Raw genomic sequence first — 1,107 nt, forward strand, 5'->3', positions numbered from 1 at the left:
CCTCCTGCTGCTCCGGCGCCGTCTGAGCGGCGGCGGTGGTCAGGGTGAGCCCGAAGTCGCCGAGGATCGGGTTGACCGGCTGGTAGAACGTCGTACCGCCGCCGGTGCAGTCGCCGGAACCGCCGGAGGTGACACCCTGCGCCTGCGCGCCCGCGACGTACGGCCCGCCGGAGTCGCCCGGCTCGGCGCACACCGTCGTCCGGGTCAGCCCGTCGACCCTGCCCTCGGGGTAGCTGACGCTGGTGTCGTGCTGCTCGATGGTCCCGCAGTGCCATCCGGTGGTCGAGCCGGAACGGCACACCGACGCCCCGACGAGCGCCTGCGCCGAACCGGTGACCTGCACCTCCTGGCCGTCCTGCGCCTTGACGTCGGGCGTGGGCGTCCACTGGTCGTTGGTCGCCACCCACGCCATGTCCTCGCCGGGGAAGACGGAGGCCTGGAAGGTGCCCTGCGCGGTGCGGTCGTACCCGGTCGTGGTCGCGCCGGCCCTGCCGCAGTGACCGGCGGTGACGAAGCCCGGCTGCTCGCCCCGGGTGACGGAGAAGCCGACCGAGCAGCGCGCGGAGTCGTCGATGTAGAAGGCGTCGCCGCCGGTGATGTCCTGCAGCAGGCGCGGCCGTACCGTCGTCATCCGGATGCCGACGTCCGCGCCTTCGAGCCCCGCGGCCTTGACGAAGGCGTCGCCGGCCTCCTGGCTCGTCGCCTGCACCATGATCCGGTTCTCCGGTACGTCGACGTACCAGACGGGTGTGTCGAGGGTCTTGACGCGCTCGGCCGCCGCGTCCAGCTTCGCCTTGGACGCCTCCAGACCGGCCAGCGTCCGCCGGACCACCTTGGCCGTGGCGCCCTGGGCCTCGATGGCCGGCACGTCCTTGGCGTCGGTGGTCGCGACGGTGAGTTCCTCGGCCGTCCTGCCGCGCACCCAGGCGCCGGCGAACCGGTCGCCGAGCGCGTTGCGCAGCCGGCCCGCCCGGGAGCCCGCCTCGGCCTCGTTGACCAGCCGCTGGGAGGCCTGGGCCTCGTCCAGCTTCAGGTCGCGCCGGAGGGCGGCGAGCAGATGGGGCGACGGCCGGTCGGCGCCCAGGGTCTGGGCGGCGCCGGGCGCCG

Annotated in this window: 1 protein-coding gene; it reads right to left on the reverse strand. The window is 74.3% G+C overall.

The window, feature by feature from the left end; all coding sequences use genetic code 11:
- A partial coding sequence (locus tag B7767_RS40125) for a S1 family peptidase (protein ID WP_107486611.1) occupies positions 1 to 1,107 on the reverse strand: 1,107 nt, incomplete at both ends.

This window comes from Streptomyces sp. 13-12-16 (genome assembly GCF_002114215.1).
Lineage (GTDB): Bacteria > Actinomycetota > Actinomycetes > Streptomycetales > Streptomycetaceae > Streptomyces.